This is a genomic window from Streptomyces sp. NPDC047002, assembly GCF_040704505.1.
GTDB lineage: Bacteria > Actinomycetota > Actinomycetes > Streptomycetales > Streptomycetaceae > Streptomyces.
In genome coordinates this window covers 24,821-40,684 of sequence record NZ_JBEYWC010000015.1, presented here as the reverse complement: position 1 = coordinate 40,684, position 15,864 = coordinate 24,821, and the positions used below count along the sequence as shown (strand labels likewise).

Genomic DNA, 15,864 nt, shown 5'->3' with positions numbered 1-15,864 from the left:
TACCGCGGAGCCCCGCGGTCAGTCGGCCGGGCCGGCCCGCCGCAGCTCGGCGCGGAGTTCCGCGCCGATCGCGGCCAGCGGCTCAGGCCGGGTGAGCTGCCAGTGCGTCGAGGCGACGGGCAGGGTGCGCACCCGGCCCGTGACGTGCGGCCGCCACAGCGAGGCCGGACTCGGATCGCGCGGTCTCACCTCCTCGGTCGCGTCGACAAGGAGCAGGTCGCCGGGGAAGACCGGGGCGGCGTCGAGGCTGCGCAGCCCCGCAGAGTGGCTCCAGCTCGTCGCGACCGACCACAGCTCGTCGGCGGTGAACCCGGCGAGCGGACCGCCACGCTCCGCCACCAGCGCGAGCGCCTTGCGGGCCGTCAGCGCCTCGCCCTCCGGCACCGGGTAGCCGTTGACGGCGAGCAGCCTTGCCAGGTTCAGCGCGATGCCGCCCGTGCCTGCGGTGCCGTCGAGCCGGTGCGCCGGCATGGCGTCGAGCACGGTCAGGCTGCCCACGGTCTCGCCCGCGGCGGCCAGCCGGCACGCCATCAGGTGGGCCACGCTGCCGCCGAGCGACCAGCCGAGCAGGTGGTAGGGGCCCGAGGGCTGCCGCTTGCGGACCGCATCGACATAGCGGGCCGCCATGTCGTCGAGGCTCGTCGGCAGGTCGTCGGCGCGGGTCAGGCTCTCCGCCTGGACGCCGTAGAGCGGCCGGTCGGGCACGTGCCGCAGCAGGCCGGCGTACGGCCAGGCGAGACCGGTGACCGGGTGCACGCAGAACAGCGCGGGCCCGGTGCCCGCGGCGCGCAGCGGCAGCAGCACGCCGTCCGCGATCCTCGCGGGCTCCGCGGCGGCCCCCGAGTCGATGTACGCGGCCAGCCCCGCAGCCGTGGTGTGCTCGAACAGCGCGCGCACCGGCAGCGGGGTGCCGAGCGCGGCGCGCGCCGCCACCACGAGCCTGGTCGCAAGCAGCGAGTGGCCGCCGAGCGCGAAGAAGTCGTCCGTCACACCGATGTCGGAGCGCTCCAGCGTGGCCCTGAACAGGTCGAGCAGCCGCTCCTCCGTGGCCGTGCGGGGCCGCTGCGCCGCGGCACGCCGCTCGGGCACCGCCGCCGCGAGGGCCCGCCGGTCGACCTTGCCCGAGGGCAGCGTGGGCAGCCGTGAGGCGATCACGATCTCCGCGGGCACCAGATGCCCCGCGAGCCGCGTACGCGCCCACGCCCGCAGATCCCCGACGAGCGCGTCGGCCGGATCCGCGGTCACGTCCCCGAGCACCCCACCGCCCGCCTGTGCGGCATCGGCCCCGCCGACCGCGTCGGCAGCGCCGCTGCCGTCCTGTCCTGTCCCGCGGGCCCCGTCGGTCCTGTCGGCCTCGTCCGGGCCGGTGGGACCGGTCAGGCCGGTGGTCTTTGGGGCGTCGGGCACGTCGCCCGCCTGTGCGCCGCCGTGCCCGATGTCCGCGCCCGCGGCGCCCGGCGCGCCCGCGCTCTCGGCGGACGGTGGCTCGGGCGCCTCGCGTGGTACGCAGAAGGCGACGAGGCGGTGGTCGCCGCGGGCGTCGGCCGGGGCGATCACCGCTGCCTGGCGGACCGCGGGGTGCTCGCCGAGCGCGGCCTCCACCTCTTCGGGCGCGACCCGCATGCCGCGTATCTTGACCTGGTTGTCGACGCGGCCGGCGAAGCGCAGCCTGCCGTCGGGCAGCCGCGCGGCGAGGTCGCCCGTGCGGTAGAGGCGGGAGCCGTCCGCCGCGAACGGGTCGGCCACGAACCGCTCGGCGGTGCGGGCCGGGTCGCCGACGTAGCCGCGCCCGACCAGCAGCCCGCCGATGTACAGCTCGCCCACGACGCCCGTGGGCACAGGCCGCAGGAACCGGTCGAGCACGTGCACGGCGGTGTTCGGGTTGGGCCGCCCCAGGGTCGGCGGGCCGCCGTCCCCGCCCGGCCTGCGCACCTCGTGGGTGACGCCGACCGTGGTCTCCGCCGGCCCGTACCCGTGGTACATCGTGGCGCCGGTCGCCGACCTGAAGCGCGTGTACAGCTCGGGCGTCAGCGGCTCGCCGCCGCACCAGACATGGCGCAGCGCGGGTCCTGCCGCCCCGGCGAAGCCCGGGACCTCCAGCATGGCCGCGAGCATCGAGGAGACGACGTAGCAGAAGCTGACCCGCTCCTGGGCCATCAGCCGCAGCAGCGCCTCGACGTCGCGCTCCTCGCCCGGCGCCGCGACCACCAGGCGGGCGCCGGTCACGAGCGGCAGCAGGATCTCGTTGATCGAGATGTCGAAGCCGAGCGGCGCCTTGAACAGGGCCGCGTCGCCCGGCCCGTACCCGAGCAGTCCGGCCTGCCACAGCAGCCGGTTGGCGATCGACCGGTGCCGGATGACCGCGCCCTTGGGCGCGCCCGTCGAGCCCGACGTGTAGATGACGTACGCGGCGTTGTCGCCGTGCGTCCTGTGCGGCGGCGGACCGTCGGGACGTTCCTGCGGCCCGGTCTCCGAGGGCGTGACCTGCACCCGCGTCACGCCCTCTGGCAGGTCGGCGTCCTGCGCCGAGCAGACGACGCCGACCTCGGCGTCGGAGACGACGGCCCGCACCCGCGCCCGCGGCCAGGCCGGTTCGATCGGCACGAAGGCGCCGCCCGCCTTGAGCACGGCGAGCAGCGAGACGACCAGCTCGGGCGAGCGGTCGAAGTACAGGCCCACACGGCGCTCCCCGTCCACGCCGAGCTCCCGCAGCCGCCAGGCCAGCCGGTCGGCCCGCGCGTCCAGTTCGCGGTAGGTCAGGGAGCCGCCCTCGTGGCGCAGGGCCACCGCATCGGGGTCCCGGGCCGCCACCTCCTCGAACAGGTCGACGACGGTGGCCTCGGAGACCGGCGCCCCGGTGGCGTTCACCCGGCGCAGCGCTTCGCGCTCGGCCCCGGTGAGCGGGTCGACGCGGGCGGCCGTCAGGGCGGGGTCGCCGACGACCTCGTCGGCGAGGTGCGCGAGGCGCTCGGCGATCCGCTCCGCGTCCTGCGCGGACACCGCGTTCGGCTGGTACTTGAGGGTGAGGGAGAGCGGGTCGCCCGGCACGGCGACGAGCACGAGCGGGTAGTGCGTGGCGTCCCAGGAGCCGCCCGACGCGATGGTCAGGTCCGCGCCGGCACGCAGCTCGGCGCCGGGCCCCCCGGGGTAGTTCTCGTACACGACCAGCGTGTCGAACAGCGTCGCGAGGCCCGCCTCGCGCTGGATCTCGCCGAGCCCGAGGAAGGGGGCGTCGAGCAGCGCGGCCTGCTCCCGGTGGACGCGGGCGAGCAGGTCGGAGAACGCCTCGTCGGGGCGCAGGCGCACCCGCACGGGCACGGTGTTGGCGAACAGCCCCACCATCGAGTCGGCGCCCGGCAGTTCGGGCGGTCTGCCGGTGACGACCGTGCCGAAGACCACGTCGTCGCGGCCGGTGAGGGCGCCGAGCAGCAGCGCCCACAGCGCCTGCACGACGGTGTTGGCCGTCACGCCCCGGCTCCTGGCCAGCGCGGTCAGCCGCGCGGCGAGGCCCGCGGAGCAGGGCACGGTGATCCGCCCGGGCTCCGCCGGCGTGTCGGAGCCCTCGGCCCCCGGCACCAGCAGCGTCGCGTCCCCGACCCCGGTGAGCGCCTCCCGCCAGGTGCGGCGCGCCGCTTCGGCGTCCTGGCCCGCGACCCACTCCAGGTAGTCGCGGAACGGGCGGGCCCGCGGCAGCGCGTCCGGCGCGCCGCCCGCCGCGTAGAGCGCCCCGAGGTCGCCCACCATGACGGGCACCGACCAGCCGTCGAGGACGATGTGGTGGGCGGTCAGCAGCAGCCGGTGGCGCTCGGGTCCCAGCCGTACGAGCGAGGCGCGCAGCAGCGGCGGCCGGTCGAGCGCGAACGGGAGGGCACGCTCCGCCACGGCGTGCAGCCGCAGCTCCTCCTCCTGCTCCGCGGGCGTCAGCGCCGACAGGTCGGCCTCGCCCCAGGGCATGGTCAGCCCGTCGAGCACGACCCCGATCGGCTCGTCGGTCTCCTCTGCGACGAACGCGGTGCGCAGCGCGGGATGGCGGGCGAGGAGAGTGTCGGCGCAGCGCCGCAGCAGCGCGGCGTCGAGCGGCCCCGCGAGGTCGAGCGCCAGCTGGTAGCGGTAGACGTCGCCGGTGCCGAGTGAGGCGTGGAAGAACAGCCCCGTCTGCAGCGGCGAGAGCGGCAGGACGTCGGACACCGCGCCCAGGCCCGCGCCGCCGTCCGTCCCCGCGGCCTCCGCCGGGCCTGCCGTCACCGGGGGGTTCCCGGCCGTGCCGCGTCCGCGGCCATCTGCTCGGCGAGGCTGCGCGGCCGCATGTCCCGCCAGTTCTCCCTGACGTGGTCGAGGCAGGCGTCCCTGTCCGCGGGCCCGTGCCGGACGACCCAGCCGCCGGGTATGTCGGCGAAGGCGGGCCACAGCGAGTGCTGGCCCTCCTCGTTGACGAGCACGACGAACTCGCCGTCCGGGTCGTCGAACGGATTCTCCGGCATCGCGATGGACTCCTCACTCGGCGGTGGCCCGATGGCGTGCGCTACCATCGGCGCTGGTTAGGTAAGGCTAAGCTTTGTTCATGATCGCGGCAAGGCCATCCTCGACGTGACCGGTCATCACACCGCAGTCCGCACCACGGGATCGCCCGCGCGCCGCGCCAGGAGCCAGGGGAGAGTCACATGACGGAAGGCTTCACGCCATGGCCGGCGGAGCGGGCGCGGCGCTATCGTGACGCGGGCCACTGGCTCGGCCGTCCGCTGGGCACGCTGCTGCGCGAGCGCGCCGCAGAGCGGCCCGCGCACACCGCGCTCGTCGCGGGGGAGCGGCGCTACGACTACGCGGCGCTCGACACCTGGGCCGACGAGATCGCCGCCGGGCTCATCGGGCTCGGGCTCGCGGCAGGCGACCGGCTGCTCGTCCAGCTCGACAACCGCGCGGAGTTCGTCCCCCTCTGCTTCGCCGCGTTCCGCACCGGAGTCGTCCCCGTCCTCATCCCGCCGAGCCACCGCATTGCGGAACTCGACGCCCTCGCCGGGCTCTCCGGCGCCGCCGGCTACGTCATACCCGGCGCAGGCGGCTTCGACTACCGCGAGCAGGCCGCGGAACTCCGGCGCAGGCAGCCAGGCGTGCGGCACGTCGTCGTCGCGGGGGAGCCGTACGGGGACGGCGAGGGCACCGTGCACCTCACCGACCTGCCGCACCCCGCCGAGGCGGCGGGCAGGCCCGAGCCCGCGCCCGACGGCATCGCCGTGCTGCTGCTCTCCGGCGGCACCACCGGCACGCCCAAGCTGATCCCGCGCACGCACGACGACTACCACTACAACGCGCGCGCGAGCGCGGACGTGACCCGTCTCGGCCCCGAGGACGTCTACCTGGCGGCGCTCCCCGTGACGCACAACTTCACGCTCGCCTGCCCCGGCGTGCTCGGCACCCTGTCCGCGGGCGGCACGGTGGTCCTCGCGCCCTCGCCGAGCCCCGAGGACTGCCTGGCGCTGATCGGCCGCGAGCGGGTGACCGTGACCGCCACCGTGCCCTCGATGGTCCCGCTCTGGCTCGAAGAGGCCGAGGTCGGCCGCTACGACCTCACGAGCCTGCGGCTCCTCCAGGTCGGCGGCGCCGTCCTCGCGCCCCGCCAGGCCGCCGCGGTACGCCCCGGCCTCGGCTGCGCGCTCCAGCAGGTCTTCGGCATGGCCGAGGGCCTCCTCAACTTCACCCGGCTCGACGACCCCGAGGAGCGCGTCCTGGCCACCCAGGGCCGCCCGCTCTCCCCCGACGACGAGGTCCACGTCGTCGACGAGGACGGCGGGCCCGTGCCGCCGGGCGAGGCGGGCGAACTGCTCACCCGCGGCCCGTACACCATCAACGGCTACTACCGGGAGCCCGAGCGCAACCTCTCGTCCTTCACCCCCGACGGGTTCTTCCGCTCGGGCGACGTGGTGCGCCGCGACGCGGACGGCTGCCTGACCGTCGTCGGACGGGTCAAGGACCAGATCAACCGCGGCGGCGAGAAGATCGCCGCCGCCGAGCTCGAAGCCCATGTCGCCGCGCACGACGGGGTGCGCCACGTCGCGGTCATCGGTGTGTCGGACGAGGCGCTCGGCGAGCGCGTCTGCGTCTGCGTCGTGCCGGACGGTACGCCGCCGACCCTGCGCGCCCTCAAGAGGTTCCTGCGCGAACGGGGTGCGAGCACCCTGCTCGCACCCGACCGCCTGGAGATCCTCGACGACCTGCCGCTCACGGCGATCGGCAAGGTGGACAAGAAGGCGCTCGCCGCGCGCTACGCGCCGGTCCTCGACTGAGCCCCGCGCCTGCGGGAGGCGCGGCCCGGCTCCTGGCCGCCCGGCGTGCCGGGTCCCGGCACCGGTATGCGGTGCGGGAAGCGGACGCGCAGCGCCCCCGCGCACAGCGCCGCCGCGCCGGTCACCGCGGCGGCGAGCAGCAGGGCGTGCTGGTAGCCGTGGTGCAGCAGCGGGGCGACGGCGAGCGGCCCGGCGATCTGCCCGACGGAGTAACCCGCTGTCAGCACGGCGACGGAGCGCGGGAAGCGCAGATGCGCCCCGATGGCGAGTGCGAGGGTCGACACGCCGAGGAACGTGCCGCCGAAGAGGACGGCGGCGGCCAGCGCGGCGACCGCTCCGCCCGCCACGGCGGGCAGCGCGATGCCCACCGCCTGCACCACCAGCGCGGCGGCCAGCAGATCGGGCCGGGTGAAGCGGCGGCCGAGCGCCGTCCACAGGGCGGAGGCGGGGACGGCCGCGAGCCCCACCAGCACCCAGGCCCCGCTGCCGAGCGCGCCGGGCGACTGTCGGCCGATCGCCGCGACGAGGAACGTCCCCGCGACGATGTAGCCGACACCCTCCAGGCTGTAGCAGGCCAGCAGCGCCCCGAACCACCGCCGCGTACGCGGCGGCCGCTCCACGAGCGACCCGTCGCGGGCCGCCGGGCCGCCGGCGCTTCCCGTACCGACGTCGGGCCCCGCGCCGCCGGCCCTTCCCGTGCCGCTCCGGGCCCTCGTCACGCCCGAGTTCTCCGTGCCGTCGTCGGCCGGTGGCCGATCGGCGTGCCGTGCCCGGGAGCCGGATGCCGCGCCCGGGGCGCGCGGCTCGCGGGCCGCTGCGGCGAGCAGCGTGGCGAGGGCCGCCGACGCCCACCAGGCGGCCCGCCAGTCGGCGGCCTGGCGCAGGCCGAGGACGAGCAGACCTGACAGGGCGATGCCCGCGCCCACCCCGCCGAAGGCCCACCCGGTCAGGTGCGCGGGACCGCCGCGCAGCCGGTGGAGCAGGCCGGTCACGGCGATGACGAAGACCAGCGCACTGGCCGCCCCCGCGACGCCGCGCAGCCCGAGCCACACCGCGGTGTCCCGGGTGAGCGGCATCGCCGCGAGCGTCGCGACCAGCACGGCGAGCGAACCGTGCAGCACGGCGCGGGAGCGGGCGAGGCGGGGCGAGAGGCTGCCGGCCAGCGCCCCCGCCAGATAGCCCGCGTAGTTCGCGGTCGCCAGGTCGGCGCCCGCGGCGGCCGTCAGGCCCGCCTGGGCCTGCATCAGCGGCAGGATCGGCGTGTACACGAAGCGGCCCACCCCCATGCCGGCGCCGAGCGCGGCCGCGGCCCGCAGGACGTGCGGCCAGGGGGAGCCCCCTGCGGAGGCGAACTGGGGCTCGGCTGCCATGGCGGGGACCTCGCGGAGAACGGGAGCGGCGGGCGCGGGGGCCGCGCCCGCGGCCCCGCAGGGCCATCGTCGGCGCGCGGTGCCGGGGCGCGCCACGACCTGTTTCCTCCCTGCTGGGAGGCGCTGCCTCCCAGCGCGCGGCCCGCATACGGGGATAGGGTGCGGGACCATGCCGGAACTCCAGGTCATCGCCCGTTACACCGTCGCAGGGGGCAACGAGGACGAGGTGCTCGCCCTGCTCTCCGACCTCGCGGCCGCCAGCCGAGCCGAACCGGGGAACCGCGCGTTCGTGGTCTACCGCCAGTTGGACGACCCGCGCGGCATCGTCCTGCTGGAGCGGTACGCCTCGCGCGAGGCGTTCGCCGACCACCGCGAGACCCCGCACTTCAGGGACCTCGTGCTGGGGCGCATCGTGCCGCTGCTCGACAGCCGCGTGGTGGAGCTGTACGACGCCGAGTAGCCCGGGCGGAGTACGGGCCCGCGTCCTGAGACCGGAGCAAGAAGCTCACCCGGAAGGGGCAACTCGCCGCGCGGATCGGTACGGACGGCGCGGAAAGGGAGAAGGAACCGTCGTCCCTACCACACGCAGGAGGAACCGAATGCGCAAGAACATCGCCCGCGCCGCGGCCGTCGTCGCTCTCGGCATGGCCGCCATCGTCCCTGTCACCGGCACGGCGTTCGCGGACGGTCACCACCACGGCCACCACCACGAGCACGGCATCGGCTTCATCGGCGGCCACGGCAGCTACACCAACCTGGGCGGCCCCTACGGCATCACGCACGCCGAGGGCGGCTTCCTCGCCGGCGGCGCCCGCTAGTCGCGGCACCCGGCGTCCCGCACGCGGACGCGGCACGGGCCCCGCCCCCGAGACCGGGGGGCGGGGCCCGCGCATGTGCGGGGTCAGTCCTCGCCGAGCACGGACAGGGTCCGCTCGGCCATCTGCCGCTCGCCCGTGGCGTTCGGGTGGACCGGCACGAAGTTGGTGCCGAACAGGACGGGTTCGATCCAGCGCGTGCTCGCCGGCGCGCACGCGTCATGGCCCTCGGAGGCCGCCGCCAGGTCGACGAACGTCGCCCCGGTGTCCGCGGCCGCACGCCGCACCGCCGCGTTCAGATGGGTCTGCAGGTCCCGCAGGTACGGCACGTCGCCCGCCGCGATCGGCATCTTCGCGAAGCACCCGGGGGCGGCGGTGGCCGGGAGGATCCACGGATAGCCGAGCACCGCGACCCGGGCGCCGGGAGCCTTGGCCCGCACCTGCTGGAGCGCCGTGCGCACCGCCGGGTAGGTGGTGCTGTCGATGGTGTGGTCGAACGAGTCCCCGTACAGGGCCCTGCACGGCGCGCCCTGGCCCGCGGTGACCACCCCGGCCGACCCGCAGGCGAGGATCGCGTCGATGAAGGTGTCGCTGTCGTTGCCGCCGATGGTGAGCGTCACCAGCCCGGTGCTGTCGCCGAGCGCGTCCAGCTGGGGCGCGACCCCCGGGTACTGGGCCGACGCGAAGTCCTTGGTCTCGGCGCCCCCGCAGGTCACGTCGGTGAGCCGGGCGCCGATGCGGTCGGCGATCACATGCGGGTAGTCGGCGGTCGAGCGGGCGCAGAGCAGGGAGGCGGTCGGGTCGAGGGGCAGGATGCCGGAACCGGCGCTGTAGCTGTCGCCGAGGGCGACGTACGGGAGGGGGGTGGCGGCCTGGGCCGGGGGACCGGTGAGCCCGAGCCCGAGGGCGACCGCGCCCGCGGCGGCGGCAGCGGCGGTCAGACCCCGGAAGAGAGCGCGCATCGACATCTGTGTTCTCCTCGGATTCGGCGTGAGGCGGCCCGGGAGGGGGCCGGGTGAACGGAGCGGCGCGCTGCGGAAGTTACTTGCGAGTTAAGTTCCGGTCAACGGTTCGCGCAGACACCGCGCGCGGACGGCTGGAAAACGCCCTCGCCGCGCGGGGGTCACGCCGGGCACCCGTACGGCCGGGGTCCGCGCCGTACGGGTGCCGGTCCTTCACACCATCAGGGCGCGCAGCGCGCGCACGGCGAGCGCCGGGTCCTCCTCGGCCATGAAGTGCCCGCAGCCGACCGTGGTGTGGCGCACCGCGGGGGCCCGGGCGCGCCGGCGGGCCGCGGTGTCGCGGCCGAGTGCCGCGCCCCAGTCCTGCCGGAGCACGGCGACCGGCATCCGCAGCACCCTGCCGGCGTCACGGCCGCCCGCTCGCCGAGGTGTTCATCCGCTGGTACCGGGTCCTGCGCGCCGCCGCTACCGGCGCAGCCGCGCCCGCGGAGTCGGCCGCCGCCTGCCGGGACGCCGCCCGGCTCCTCGAAGGCGCCGGCATGCCGGGCCTCGCCACGGGGCTCCTGTCCCTCGCCCTGCTCTCGGCCCGTGTCACCGCGGGACTCCCCGCGCCCACCGGGTACCCCGGCGACGACGCGGACTGGGCCCTCCCCTCGTCCTGCTCGCCCGCGGCGAGCGCGCGGCCGCGCGCGCCGCCTGTCGCGCGCCGCCCGACCCGCCGGGCGACCTGCTCACCGAGGCCCTGTGGTGCCTCGCGGCTCGCGCCGCCCTGGACACCGGCGAGCACACGGTCTTCCTGCGGGCCCGCGCCGCGCTCGCCCCCGCGCGCGGAGAGATCGCCGGGGCGGGAAGCGGCCTGCCGGCCCTCGGGCCCGTGGCCGACTGGCTCGACGCCCTCGACGCCCTCGACGCCCTCGACGCCCTCGACGCCGCGCTGTGACGCGCGAGGCCCGGGGCGGGCTTCAGTAGCGTACGGAGCTGTGTGCGAGCGGCGGGTAGACCGCGGTGCGCTCACCGTCCACGGTGGCGCCGGCGAACTGGAGCATCGCCCCCACCTGCCGGTTCAGGTCGGCAGGGAAGTTCAGCGCGGGCGCCGACACCTCGTCGAGCGCGGCCCGCTGCTGCTCCGTGAGCCGCACGTCGAGGCCGGCGAGGTTCGCCTCCAGGTGCGCGACGCTGCGCGGGCCCACCAGGGTCGAGGTGACGCCGGGCCGCCCCTGCACCCAGGCGAGCGCGACCGCCGCCGGGCTCGCGCCCGCCTCCTCGGCCACCGCGCCGAGCACGTCGATCACCCGGTACTGCTCCTCGCTCGGCTCCCCGAGCACGGCCGACCTGCGGGTGCCCTCGGGAATCCCGCCCCCGCGCGTGTACCTGCCCGAGAGGAAGCCGCTCTTGAGCGGGCTCCAGGGCAGCATCGCCATGCCGGTGGCCTGCGCCAGCGGGATCAGCTCGCCCTCGATGGTGCGTTCGAGCAGCGAGTACTCCATCTGGAGCGCGGTGACGGGGGTCCAGCCGCGCAGCAGCGCCATGGTGTGGGCCTGGGCGGTGAACCAGGCGGGCGTGTCGGAGAACCCCACGTAGCGGATCTTCCCCGCCGTCACCAGGTCGTCCAGCGCGCGCAGGGTCTCCTCGACCGGGGTGTGCCGGTCGTGGTTGTGCAGCCAGTACAGGTCGACGTGGTCCGTGCCGAGGCGGCGCAGCGACGCGTCGAGCTGCGCGATCACCGCCTTGCGGCCTGCGCCGCCCCCGTTCGGGTCGCCGACGTGCAGATTCCCGAAGAACTTGGTCGCCAGCACGATCCGGTCGCGCAGCGCGGGCCGCCCGGCGAGGAAGTCGCCGATGATCTTCTCCGAGTGGCCGTTCGTGTAGAAGTTGGCCGTGTCCACGAAGTTGCCGCCGCGCTCCAGATAGGCACGCAGGATGCGCTCGGACTCGGCGGCGTCGCAGCCCGCGCCGCCGTCCTCGCCGAAGTTCATCGCGCCCAGGCAGAAGGGGCTCACGCGCAGTCCCGACCTGCCGAGGCTCACATACGAATCGAGTGTCATTTTCTGCTCCCGCAACTGGGGGTGGATCTCCGACACCTCCGAGTAGACGGCCGCGACCAGCGGTGGTGTGAGAGCGATCCTGGCGGCCTCTTGCCCGATCCTGTCGACTTCCCCCCCGGCCGCCCTGGCCGTTCCCGCCGGGCGGTGGTTGGATCGGTGCCATGCCCCTGGACGAACTGCGAGCCCTGATCGCCCGCTGCGCCGCCCGGCCAGGACCCCTGGCCGGCGGCGCTCGCGTGTCGTCGGTGACGGAGCCGGGGCCGCCCGCCTACTCGGTCGCAGAACCGGTGTTCGCGCTGGTCGCCCAGGGCGCCAAGCGCCTCACCTCGGGCGACCGCGTCCACGACTACGGCGCCGGCCAGTACCTGGTCGTCTCCGTGGGCCTGCCCGTCGCAGGCCACTACACGCGGGCGGACCGCGAGCGGCCCTTCCTCGGCTTCGGCCTCACCCTGCGTCCCGCCGCCATCGCCTCGCTGCTGCTCGACGCCGGCGGTGCCCCGCCCGCGGGCGGCGGCCGCGACGCCACGCCCCCGCCGGGGCTCGCCGTCGGCCGCGCGAGCGCCGAACTCGTCGACGCCGTGGCGCGGATGCTGCGGCTCTCCGAGAGCCCGGCGGACGCGCCGGTGCTCGCGCCGCTGATCGAGCGGGAGATCCTCTGGCGCCTCGTCACGGGGCCGTGCGGTGCCACCGTCCGGCAGATCGGGCTCGCCGACGGCCGCCTCGGGCACATCGCGCGCGCCGTCCGCACGCTCAGGGAGCACTTCGCCGAGCAGGTACGGGTGGCCGACCTGGCGCGGATGTGCGGGATGAGCCCCTCGGCCTTCCACCGGCACTTCCGCGCGGTCACCGCCATGACGCCGATCCAGTACCAGAAGCAGGTGCGGCTGCGCGAGGCGCGGCTGCTGCTGGTCGCGGGGTCGGGCGACGTGGCGTCCGCCGGGTACGCGGTCGGCTACGACAGCGCCTCCCAGTTCAGCAGGGAGTACCGCCGCCTGTTCGGGGTGCCGCCAGGACGCGACGCGGTACGCCTCCGCGGCGGTCACGCCCCGGCCGCCGAGCTCGCCGCGCCCCTCTGAGCAGCGCGCTCCCGAACCGGTCCGGCTGCCGGTCCCACCGCCGGTTCCGCCGTCTGCCGTGCTCGGCGCGGCGGCGCCCCCGTGCGGGGCGTCAGCCCGTGCCGGGGCCTGGGCGCCGGGCGGCCAGGCCGTGCGCGGTGCCCGTCTGCCCTGCCTGCCCCGTCTGCTGCGCGTCCGGCGTCGGCGGGGCCGTCAGATGGCGGAGGGTGCCGGTGACCTCGGCATCCTGGTCAGCTGCGGCCCGGGGGCGAGCAGGCGCAGGGCAGTACCCGCGGCGGCCGTCAGGCGCCGCACCATCAGCAGCGCGGACAGGCCGGTCGAGTCGCACGACGCCGGCTGTGCGCAGTCGAGGCGCAGTTCGCCAGGGGCGGCCAAGGCCGGCCGCGCGCGCACCGCGTCGACCAGTTCGTCCGCCGTCTCGTGGTCCAGCCCGCCCGCGAGACGGAGCAGCACACCGCCCCGCACCTCCTCGGCGGTCACCGCGAACAGCGGCTGCGGAAGGTCCGTCACGCGCCGGCCCCGGTGTCGGGCAGGGCCCGCTGCGCCGCGGCCAGCAGGGCAGTGGCGCGCGGGAAGTCCACCAGGCGCACCCGCAGGATGTCCAGCGCGTGCGCCAGGGACACCGGCGGCACCCGGCGCGCGGCGAGGATGTCCGCGGTCCAGGTGACGAAGCCGGTGAACAGGTCCGCGTCGTCCACGTACAGCGCGGTCGCGAGGAACTCCACCACGTGCGCGACGTCCTCCGCCGTGTACTGGAGCTGCGCCTCCGTGTACGAGCGCATCGCGGGGAAGCGCTCGGCCAGCCCCGCCATCACCTCACGCACCAGCTCCCGCGCCGTCCTCGACACGGTCGTGTACTCCTGGTCGGCCAGGTGCGGCAGGTCGTCGAACTGGAGCCGCGGCCGCTCCCCGGCCGCCGGTCCCGTCAGACCCCGCGCGAGCCGGTCGGCCGCGGCCCGCGCGTCCGGTGCCCAGCCGTCGGCGCCCAGCGCCCGCGCGTACCGCCCGTCGCCGCCGAACGCGGCCCCGCCCACCAGGACCGGCGTGCCCGAGGCCTGGCACGCGGTGATCGCGGCGTGCGCGGTCGGCAGCCGGGTCGCGATCGACGAGGAGAGCGCGACCACGTCGGGCGCCGTCCTGTGCAGGTGCGCCACCAGGTGCGGTGACGGCACCTGCGCGCCCAGGAAGTCCACCCGCCAGCCGCGCAGGCGCAGCACCTCGGCGAGCAGCCGCGCGGGCAGCGCGTGCCACTCGCCGTCCACGCACGCCACCGCCACCCGCCCGGCCCGCGGCCGCGCCCTGGCCCCCGGGTGGTGGGCGAGCGCGCCTATCACCCGGTCGCTGATGGCGCTCGCCGCGTGCTCGGCGGCCACGCTCAGCCGGTTCGCCGCCCACTCGGCCCCGACGCGGTGCTGCACCGGCGCGATCAGGTCGAGCAGCACGGACTCGGCGGGCACGCCCGCGTCGAGCGCGCCGAACACCACGGCGGCCGCCGCGTACTCGTCGCCCTCGCCGACCGCGCCCCACAGCCGCTCGCGGGCCGCCGACCGGTCGAAGTCCGCTTCCGCCGCGGCGGGCGCCGCCCGCGTCGCGCCCTGAATGTCCGTCATGCGGTGTACCTGCCCCGGGTGTGTCCGTCCACCGCGCTGAGGTGCGTGGTGCGCGGTGCGGTGATCGCGACCACCGCCATGTCGTCGTGCCGTCCCCTGCCGACCCACTGGGAGGCCAGCATCTGCACCCGCTCCACGACGGCCTGGGCAGGCAGCCCCGCGCACTCGGCGAGCGCGGCGCGCAGCCGCTCCTCGCCGAACAGGTCGTCGCCGAGGGGCCCGCCGCGCGCCTCCGTGATGCCGTCGGTGAACAGCAGGCAGGTCTCGCCCGGCGCGAGGTCCTCCGTCACCGTCACGGACGTCACCTCGGGCAGGGCGCCGATCAGCGAGCCGCGGGTCGCCGCCTCCTCGACCCGGCCGTCCCCGCGCACGATGAGCGGCGCGAGGTGGCCCGCGCTCGTCAGCCGCAGCCGTACCGCGCCGAGGTGCCGGCGCACCGAGGCGAGGACCATCGTCGCGAACCGGGTGTGGTGGGAGCTGACCAGCGCCCCGTTGAGGAGTTCGAGGACCCGCTGGTGGTCGTCGGCGAGCGGCAGCAGCGCCTGCACCGTGTTGCGGATCTTCCCGGTGAGGACGGCGGCCTCCAAGCCCTTGCCGCACACGTCGCCGAGGACCACGAGCGACTCGGCGTCCGCCGCGGCGCCCGGGTGGACGTCGTAGAAGTCACCGCCCGCCAGCTCGCCCGCGCCCGCGGCGCGGTAGCCGCCCGCGAACTCCACCCCGTGCACCTGGCGCAGCGGGGGCGGCAGCAGGTCCCGCATCAGCGTCTCCGTGATGCCCGACTGCTCCGCGTACAGCCGGGCCGCGGACAGGGCGGCGCCCGCACGCGCGGCGAACAGCCCGGCGAAGACCTCCTCGCTCTCGTGGAAGGCCCGCCGGTCGGTGCGGCGCAGCAGGATGAGCGCGCCCGCGGGAACGCCGTGCCCCGGCAGCGGGGTGACCACGACCGAGCCGACGGGGCCCGCGACATCGGCGGGCACCGCCCAGCCGGGCAGCTGCGCCGGGTCGATCCAGCGGGAAGGCACCGGCGGGAAACCCTGCAACGCCTCGCTCAGGCCCGGGACCTCGGCCGGGTCGGCGGTGACGGCCGCGCGGGTGACCGTGCCGCCCGGGCCCGCGTACGCCACCGGGTGGCGGCGGCCGGTCGCGGGGGCGACCACCACCACGGCGTCCGCCAGATGGCGCGCCGCGAGCTGTGCGGTCGCCTCCATGCAGCGGTCGACGTTGAGGGAGGCGAGCAGGGCGCTCGACGCCTCGACGAGGAACGCCGTGCGCTCCTGCTCGGTGCGCAGCGCCTCCTCGGCGATGCGCCGGTCCGTGTCGTCCACGAGCCACCACGCCACCTCGCCCGAGTCGAGCGGCGTGGGGTGCGCCTCGAAGCTGCGGCCGCCGACCGCGCCGTGGGCCGCGCCCGCGGGCGCCGGGCCGCGTACGAGGGCGCGGTGCGCGTCGGCGAGCCAGGCGGGCACCGCGTCGGCCAGGGGCACGGGCCGGGCCGCGGCGGGGAAGAGGGCGGTGGCCGCCGCGTTGGCGTCGGTCAGTGTGCCGGCCGCGTCGGCCAGCAGAACGGGGTACGGGGCGGCAGCCCACGCCGCACGCGGCGCGGTCCCGGTGTCGGGGAGCTGGGCCGTCAGGCTCTCGGAAGTCTCCATCGAGGGCTCGCGCGGTGCGGGCCTCACCACCCTCCCAGGGAACGGACAGAACG

Annotated in this window: 13 protein-coding genes and 1 pseudogene; 4 read left to right on the top strand and 10 right to left on the bottom strand. The window is 76.3% G+C overall.

Annotated features, from left to right (window positions below; all coding sequences use genetic code 11):
* Positions 1-18: 18 nt before the first annotated feature.
* Together AB0910_RS16365 and AB0910_RS16360 are read right to left on the bottom strand one after the other, a co-directional pair.
* Complete coding sequence (locus tag AB0910_RS16365; protein ID WP_366745267.1) at positions 19-4,245, bottom strand: amino acid adenylation domain-containing protein; 4,227 nt, start codon at positions 4,243-4,245, stop codon at positions 19-21.
* The gene (locus AB0910_RS16360) at positions 4,242-4,481 is read right to left on the bottom strand and encodes an MbtH family protein (protein ID WP_366745266.1); all 240 of its coding nucleotides are present in this window, start codon (positions 4,479-4,481) and stop codon (positions 4,242-4,244) included. Before AB0910_RS16360 ends, AB0910_RS16365 begins: the two co-directional genes overlap by 4 nt.
* A gap of 180 nt (positions 4,482-4,661) precedes the next feature.
* Here AB0910_RS16360 and AB0910_RS16355 point away from each other — a divergent pair, with 180 nt between their 5' ends.
* Complete coding sequence (locus AB0910_RS16355; protein ID WP_366745265.1) at positions 4,662-6,281, top strand: AMP-binding protein; 1,620 nt, start codon at positions 4,662-4,664, stop codon at positions 6,279-6,281.
* On the opposite strand, the gene AB0910_RS16350 is transcribed toward AB0910_RS16355, so the two are convergent.
* Positions 6,260-7,567: a YbfB/YjiJ family MFS transporter gene (locus AB0910_RS16350; protein WP_366745349.1), complete on the bottom strand. Its 1,308-nt coding sequence runs from the start codon at positions 7,565-7,567 to the stop codon at positions 6,260-6,262. The two genes, AB0910_RS16355 and AB0910_RS16350, sit on opposite strands and share 22 nt — an antisense overlap.
* A 253-nt stretch (positions 7,568-7,820) precedes the next feature.
* Between AB0910_RS16350 and AB0910_RS16345 the strand changes: the two genes are divergently transcribed.
* Positions 7,821-8,111 (top strand): antibiotic biosynthesis monooxygenase family protein, encoded by a 291-nt coding sequence (locus AB0910_RS16345; protein WP_366745264.1) that lies wholly within the window; start codon positions 7,821-7,823, stop codon positions 8,109-8,111.
* 139 nt (positions 8,112-8,250) lie between these two features.
* A complete protein-coding gene (locus AB0910_RS16340; RefSeq protein ID WP_366745263.1) occupies positions 8,251-8,469 on the top strand; it encodes a hypothetical protein in 219 nt (72 codons plus the stop codon).
* Positions 8,470-8,552: 83 nt separating this feature from the next.
* Here the strand turns inward: AB0910_RS16340 and AB0910_RS16335 are convergent, their stop codons facing one another.
* The 4 genes and pseudogenes from AB0910_RS16335 to AB0910_RS16320 all read right to left on the bottom strand — a co-directional run bounded on the left by AB0910_RS16335 (position 8,553) and on the right by AB0910_RS16320 (position 11,473).
* A complete protein-coding gene (locus AB0910_RS16335) occupies positions 8,553-9,434 on the bottom strand; it encodes an SGNH/GDSL hydrolase family protein (RefSeq protein ID WP_366745262.1) in 882 nt (293 codons plus the stop codon).
* Positions 9,435-9,641: 207 nt separating this feature from the next.
* Positions 9,642-9,839 (bottom strand): annotated as a pseudogene (locus AB0910_RS16330) (alpha/beta hydrolase); the annotation flags it as partial.
* On the bottom strand, positions 9,835-10,215 hold the full coding sequence (locus AB0910_RS16325; RefSeq protein ID WP_366745261.1) for a hypothetical protein: 381 nt from the start codon (positions 10,213-10,215) through the stop codon (positions 9,835-9,837). The gene AB0910_RS16325 and the pseudogene AB0910_RS16330, both read right to left, overlap by 5 nt.
* A gap of 175 nt (positions 10,216-10,390) precedes the next feature.
* A complete protein-coding gene (locus AB0910_RS16320; protein WP_366745260.1) occupies positions 10,391-11,473 on the bottom strand; it encodes an aldo/keto reductase in 1,083 nt (360 codons plus the stop codon).
* Between the two features lie 161 nt (positions 11,474-11,634).
* Here AB0910_RS16320 and AB0910_RS16315 point away from each other — a divergent pair, with 161 nt between their 5' ends.
* Positions 11,635-12,549 carry an AraC family transcriptional regulator gene (locus AB0910_RS16315; protein ID WP_366745259.1) on the top strand — a complete coding sequence of 305 codons (915 nt, stop codon included), beginning with the start codon at positions 11,635-11,637 and terminating at the stop codon, positions 12,547-12,549.
* Positions 12,550-12,741: 192 nt separating this feature from the next.
* On the opposite strand, the gene AB0910_RS16310 is transcribed toward AB0910_RS16315, so the two are convergent.
* From AB0910_RS16310 to AB0910_RS16300, 3 genes are read right to left on the bottom strand one after another with little or no spacing between them, the layout of a single operon-like run.
* Positions 12,742-13,059 (bottom strand): STAS domain-containing protein, encoded by a 318-nt coding sequence (locus AB0910_RS16310; protein WP_366745258.1) that lies wholly within the window; start codon positions 13,057-13,059, stop codon positions 12,742-12,744.
* Positions 13,056-14,150 (bottom strand): cobalamin-dependent protein, encoded by a 1,095-nt coding sequence (locus tag AB0910_RS16305; RefSeq protein ID WP_366745348.1) that lies wholly within the window; start codon positions 14,148-14,150, stop codon positions 13,056-13,058. The genes AB0910_RS16310 and AB0910_RS16305 overlap by 4 nt, the downstream gene beginning before the upstream one ends.
* A 5-nt stretch (positions 14,151-14,155) precedes the next feature.
* Entirely contained in the window at positions 14,156-15,811 is a 1,656-nt protein-coding gene (locus AB0910_RS16300; RefSeq protein WP_366745257.1) for a PP2C family protein-serine/threonine phosphatase, read from the bottom strand.
* Between the last annotated feature and the right edge of the window lie 53 nt (positions 15,812-15,864).